5 protein-coding genes and 1 pseudogene are annotated in these 4153 nt (G+C 67.5%); 2 read left to right on the top strand and 4 right to left on the bottom strand.

Annotated elements, in window-relative coordinates; all coding sequences use genetic code 11:
* Window positions 1–288: pseudogene (locus ACXJKR_RS26090) on the bottom strand (phosphogluconate dehydratase); the annotation flags it as partial.
* A gap of 136 nt (window positions 289–424) precedes the next feature.
* Here ACXJKR_RS26090 and ACXJKR_RS26085 point away from each other — a divergent pair.
* Window positions 425–1048: a gamma-glutamylcyclotransferase gene (locus ACXJKR_RS26085; protein ID WP_157281976.1), complete on the top strand. Its 624-nt coding sequence runs from the start codon at window positions 425–427 to the stop codon at window positions 1046–1048.
* Here the strand turns inward: ACXJKR_RS26085 and ACXJKR_RS26080 are convergent, their stop codons facing one another.
* A complete protein-coding gene (locus tag ACXJKR_RS26080; protein WP_056202371.1) occupies window positions 1049–1657 on the bottom strand; it encodes a nucleotidyltransferase family protein in 609 nt (202 codons plus the stop codon).
* Between the two features lie 398 nt (window positions 1658–2055).
* Between ACXJKR_RS26080 and pdxH the strand changes: the two genes are divergently transcribed.
* On the top strand, window positions 2056–2691 hold the full coding sequence (gene pdxH, locus ACXJKR_RS26075; protein ID WP_457325280.1) for a pyridoxamine 5'-phosphate oxidase: 636 nt from the start codon (window positions 2056–2058) through the stop codon (window positions 2689–2691).
* Here pdxH and ACXJKR_RS26070 read toward each other — a convergent pair.
* Together ACXJKR_RS26070 and ACXJKR_RS26065 are read right to left on the bottom strand one after the other, a co-directional pair.
* The gene (locus ACXJKR_RS26070) at window positions 2688–3173 is read right to left on the bottom strand and encodes a DUF3299 domain-containing protein (protein ID WP_457325279.1); all 486 of its coding nucleotides are present in this window, start codon (window positions 3171–3173) and stop codon (window positions 2688–2690) included. The two genes, pdxH and ACXJKR_RS26070, sit on opposite strands and share 4 nt — an antisense overlap.
* 20 nt (window positions 3174–3193) lie before the next feature.
* On the bottom strand, window positions 3194–4153 hold a 960-nt coding region (locus tag ACXJKR_RS26065; RefSeq protein WP_457325278.1), incomplete at its 5' end, for an FtsX-like permease family protein.

Genomic DNA, 4153 nt, shown 5'->3' with positions numbered 1-4153 from the left:
GTGCGCCTCGGCTCGGATCTGCTCCGGGTAGCCCTCGTAGGGCTGGTGGGCCGACAGCATGTCGTTGTAGGCCGTGACGACCCCGAGGTGGGGGGCTTTCTCGGCGACGATGCGCAGCTTGTCGTTGGACGGCATGGCCGCCACGGCGTGGGCGACGTTGGCGCAGCCCATGCGCTCGAAACCGCGCTGGCGGCCGCCGAGCTTGGCGATGCGGGCGAGATAGTCGCCACGCAGCTTGGCGCTGCGTTCGCGGATGCGGTCTGTAACTTGAATGAGTGTGTCGTGCATGCGGGTCTCCTGCGGCTCTCGTAACCGGCCCTTGGGAATTTAGGTAACCATATTACTTGCCTCCAGCGCTGCGCGGGTTACGGGCTGGGTACCTGAGAAACGTCGTGCAACTCTCTGGCATGACAAGATGGGGGCGATGGCGTCACAGGCAATCCATATTCCCCATGGCCCGGCGCGCAGCGCCCATCTGTTGCAGCGCACGACCGCCGAATGGCGGGCTAGCGGCGAAGACCTGCTGCTGTTTGCCTATGGCTCATTGATCTGGCGGCCCGAGTTCGAGTATGCCGACGCGCTGCCGGCGCGGGTGTTGGGCTTTCACCGCGTGCTGCGCATGCGTTCGCGCGTGAACCGCGGCTCGCCCCAGGAGCCGGGCCTGGTGCTGGCGCTGATCTCGGGTGGCAGTTGCCGCGGGCTGGTCTACCGCATCCCGCGCACCGTCGGTGAAGAGGTGTTGCCGCGTTTGTGGGAACGCGAGATGCCCAACGGCGTCTACGAGCCGCGCTGGCTGAACTGCGACACCGGCGCGGGGCGGCTGCGCGCCCTGGCCTTCACGCTGTCGCGCCAGAGCCCGAACTGGACCGGGCCCTTGCATGAGCCGGAGCTGCTGCACATCTTTCAACACGCCAGCGGCCGCTACGGCACGACGCTGGACTATCTGCTGCGCACCGTTCAGGGTTTGCGCGAACATGGGATCCGCGACGCGGAACTGGAGCGCCAGGCCCACCTGGCGGCGCAGCACGGGCTGTGCGCCCCGCTTTGATCAGCCCCTGAGCCGCGCGAGATCTTCCTCGGTGTCGACGTCGACATGCACGCCGGGGTCGTCGACGGGAATGGGTTGCGCCGCGTAGCGAGCCACGATGCGCCGCGCGCCCTCATCGCCCTGCAGGGCCACCAGCTCCGAGTAGAGCTCAGTGCCAAAGCCGACCGGATGGCCCTGGATGCCGCGGTACTGGGCATAGCAGACGGGGTAGCGCTCCAGCCCCTCGGCCACGGCCATGATGGTGGTCGGCTGCACAAGCGGCATGTCGGCCGGCAGGATGAGCCAGCCGTCGGCATCACCCGTGGCGCTGACGCCAGCGACGATGGAATGCCCCATGCCGATGGGCTGAGGCCGACCGTGGGTATCGCGCTCAGGCAGCGTCACGACGTCGCGCGCCGCGATGAGCTTGTGCACGGCCGGCGCCAGGGCTGCCGTCGTCACAACGACAACCGGAAGCTGCGTCGCGATCGCATGGCGCAAGGTGCGCGCCAGCAAGGTATCTCCACCGGGCGTTCCCGCCAGGTGCTGTTCCAGCTTGTGGCCCGAGCCGCGGAAGCGCGAGCCGCGACCCGCGGCCAGCACAACGACGACGGGGCGTCGCTTTGTCATTTGCTATTCGTCCTTCAAAACCCACTGACCTAGCGCCGGTCTGAGCCGTTTGCTGCAGTGCCACAAGCATGCCGAGTGAGGCTTCGCTTGAAACTGGGGCGTTCACTTAAGGGAAGGTCTGCATACGTAGGGAGGTCGTCAGGCCTGGCGTTGGGCCCGCGCCGGGGYGAGTTGCGGGGTGAGGCAAGGCGCCTGCGAGGCGTGTGGCGGGCCTACACAACGAGCGGGTAACGACGAATCACCCCGCAACTCGCCCCGGCCCTCCGGGTTGGGCTGCAAAGGGCTCAGTCGTTGTTGCAAGTGCTCGCGATGCCACCGGCATCGCTGCGCCTTGCGCCTAGACTGAGCCCTTTGCAGCACCAACGCGGGCCTAACGCCAGGCCTGATGACCTCCCGCCATGAGCAAGTTGAGCGACTTCCGAAAGAGCTACGAACTAGGGGAGCTGGATGAGGTGCAAGCTGCGGATGGACCGCTGGCGCTCTTCAACCGCTGGATGGATGAGGCCATCGCCCACGATGTGTCCGAGCCGACCGCGATGACGGTTGCCACGGTCGGTACCAACCACCGGCCGTCGACGCGCGTCGTGCTGCTCAAGGGCTGCGATGCACGCGGCATGGTCTGGTTCACCAATTACGAAAGCCGTAAAGGTGAAGAGTTAGCAGGCAACCCTTACGCGGCCTTGCAATTCCACTGGGTGGAGATGGAACGCGTCGTGCGCATCGAGGGGCGCGTCGAGAAGACCTCGGCCCAGGAATCGGACGACTACTTCAAGAGCCGGCCGCTGGATTCGCGCCTTGGGGCCTGGGCTTCACCACAGAGTCGGGTCATCAGTTCACGTGCTGTGCTGGTGGCCAACGCCGCCAAGGCGGCCGTTCAGCAGGGCCTGAACCCGGACCGGCCGCCGCATTGGGGTGGCTATCGCCTCGTGCCGGACCGTTTTGAGTTTTGGCAGGGGCGGCGCTCGCGGCTGCACGACCGGCTGGTCTTCAGCCTGGATGCCGACCGCTGGGTGCGCGAACGGCTGGCGCCCTAATTGACGGCGTTGCCGTCCTCGACGCGGTAGTACAGGCCGTAAGGGTCGTCGTTGAGCACGGCGAACACGCCCTCAACGACGACGGGTTCCAGCGTGTAACGCACCGGCTTCTTGGTGCGCACCTCGACCAGTCCCTCGGGCCCGGCCGGTACGCAAAAGGAGCAGGTCGTGGGCACCGACGACAGCAGGAAGTGCTGCTGCTTGTCGCCCGCCTCCAGCGGCATCATGAAGCCCTGCACCTTGATGGTCTTGCGGTCCAGCGCCTGCACGGCGGCCGGGAAGGTCGGCACGATCTTCTTTTTCTCGGCCTTGGCGGTGACTTGGGACAGCAAATGCCAGGACACGATGTCGGCGCGTTCCTCCAGCGGCTTGAAGGGGCTGCGCGGGTCGTGATAGCCAGGCCCCTGCCCCATGCCCGGCGGCGTTTGGGCGAACGCCGCAGCAGCGGCAAGACAGACGGCGAGAAGGGGCTTGAACTTCATGATGGCGGGATTGTCGGGGTTCAGCGCGGAGCTTGCAGCAGGGTTGTGACATCCAGCCGATAGGCCCGCCATGCGGGCCAGGCAGCGGCCAGCAGCGCCAGGGCGCCGGCCAGCAGCGGCACCAGCCATTCGGCTTCGCTCATGCCGAGCTGGCCCAGGCGCAGCGACTGTCGCTCGGCGAGCAGACGCTCCAGCAGCGCAACGAGGCCGTGCCCAGCCACCAGCCCCAGCACGGCGGCGAGGCCGGCGAGCAGCAAGGCCTCCAGCGCGATCAGCGCCGCGACGCGCGAGGCCGGCGCGCCTAGCATGCGCAGCATCGCAAGATCGCCCTGGCGTGCCCGCACCGCATGCAGCAACGCGACCCAGACCGACAGCCCCGCCGCCGCGAGCAGCACGATGCCAAAGCCCCGCAGCACTTCGGTGCCGGCACCCACCAGGCGCATCAGTCGGGCTGTTTCCAGCGCCGGCGCGGCGGATTGCAGGCCGTCCTGCGCATTGACCCAGCGCGGCAGCATGACGGCGGCCAGCGGGCTGCGGTAGCGCACGAGGGCGAGCGTGATCTCCTTCCTTTCGCTCTCCTCGTCGTGTGCGACGGCGTGGTCTTCGTGCACCTCCCACACCGATGCCAGATCGGTCAGTACGAGGCGGTCCAGCACGCTGCCGGATTCGGCCAGCACGCCGACGACCTCGAACTGATGTTCGCCATGCGCRCCGCCGCCCTCGGCCAAGCCGTGGCTGCCGGCGAAACGGTCACCGGGCTTCAGCCCGCTCGTGCGCGCGACTTCGGCGCCGAGAACGGCCTGCATCGGTTTCGTCCAGAGCGCGCCCTGCCCCATTTGGCCGCCATAGAGATCGATGTACGCCGGCGTCGTGCCAGCGATGCGGTAGCCGCGGAAGGAGTCGCCCAGCGACAGCGGCACAGCCTGGGCGACGAGGGGCTGCTGCTTCAACAGCTCCAGCGTCGCCAACGGGATATTGCC

It is taken from the genome of Roseateles sp. P5_E11 (assembly GCF_054049355.1).
Note: the sequence above shows the minus strand (reverse complement) of the source record. Positions and strands in the feature narration are given on the sequence as shown.

What these genes read in the sequence shown, in the direction of transcription:
- pdxH (WP_457325280.1), top strand. Translation starts at nt 2,056, where the DNA reads ATGAGCAAGTTGAGCGACTTCCGAAAGAGCTACGAACTAGGGGAGCTG.
- ACXJKR_RS26085 (WP_157281976.1), top strand. Translation starts at nt 425, where the DNA reads ATGGCGTCACAGGCAATCCATATTCCCCATGGCCCGGCGCGCAGCGCC.
- ACXJKR_RS26070 (WP_457325279.1), bottom strand. Translation starts at nt 3,173, where the DNA reads ATGAAGTTCAAGCCCCTTCTCGCCGTCTGTCTTGCCGCTGCTGCGGCG.
- ACXJKR_RS26080 (WP_056202371.1), bottom strand. Translation starts at nt 1,657, where the DNA reads ATGACAAAGCGACGCCCCGTCGTCGTTGTGCTGGCCGCGGGTCGCGGC.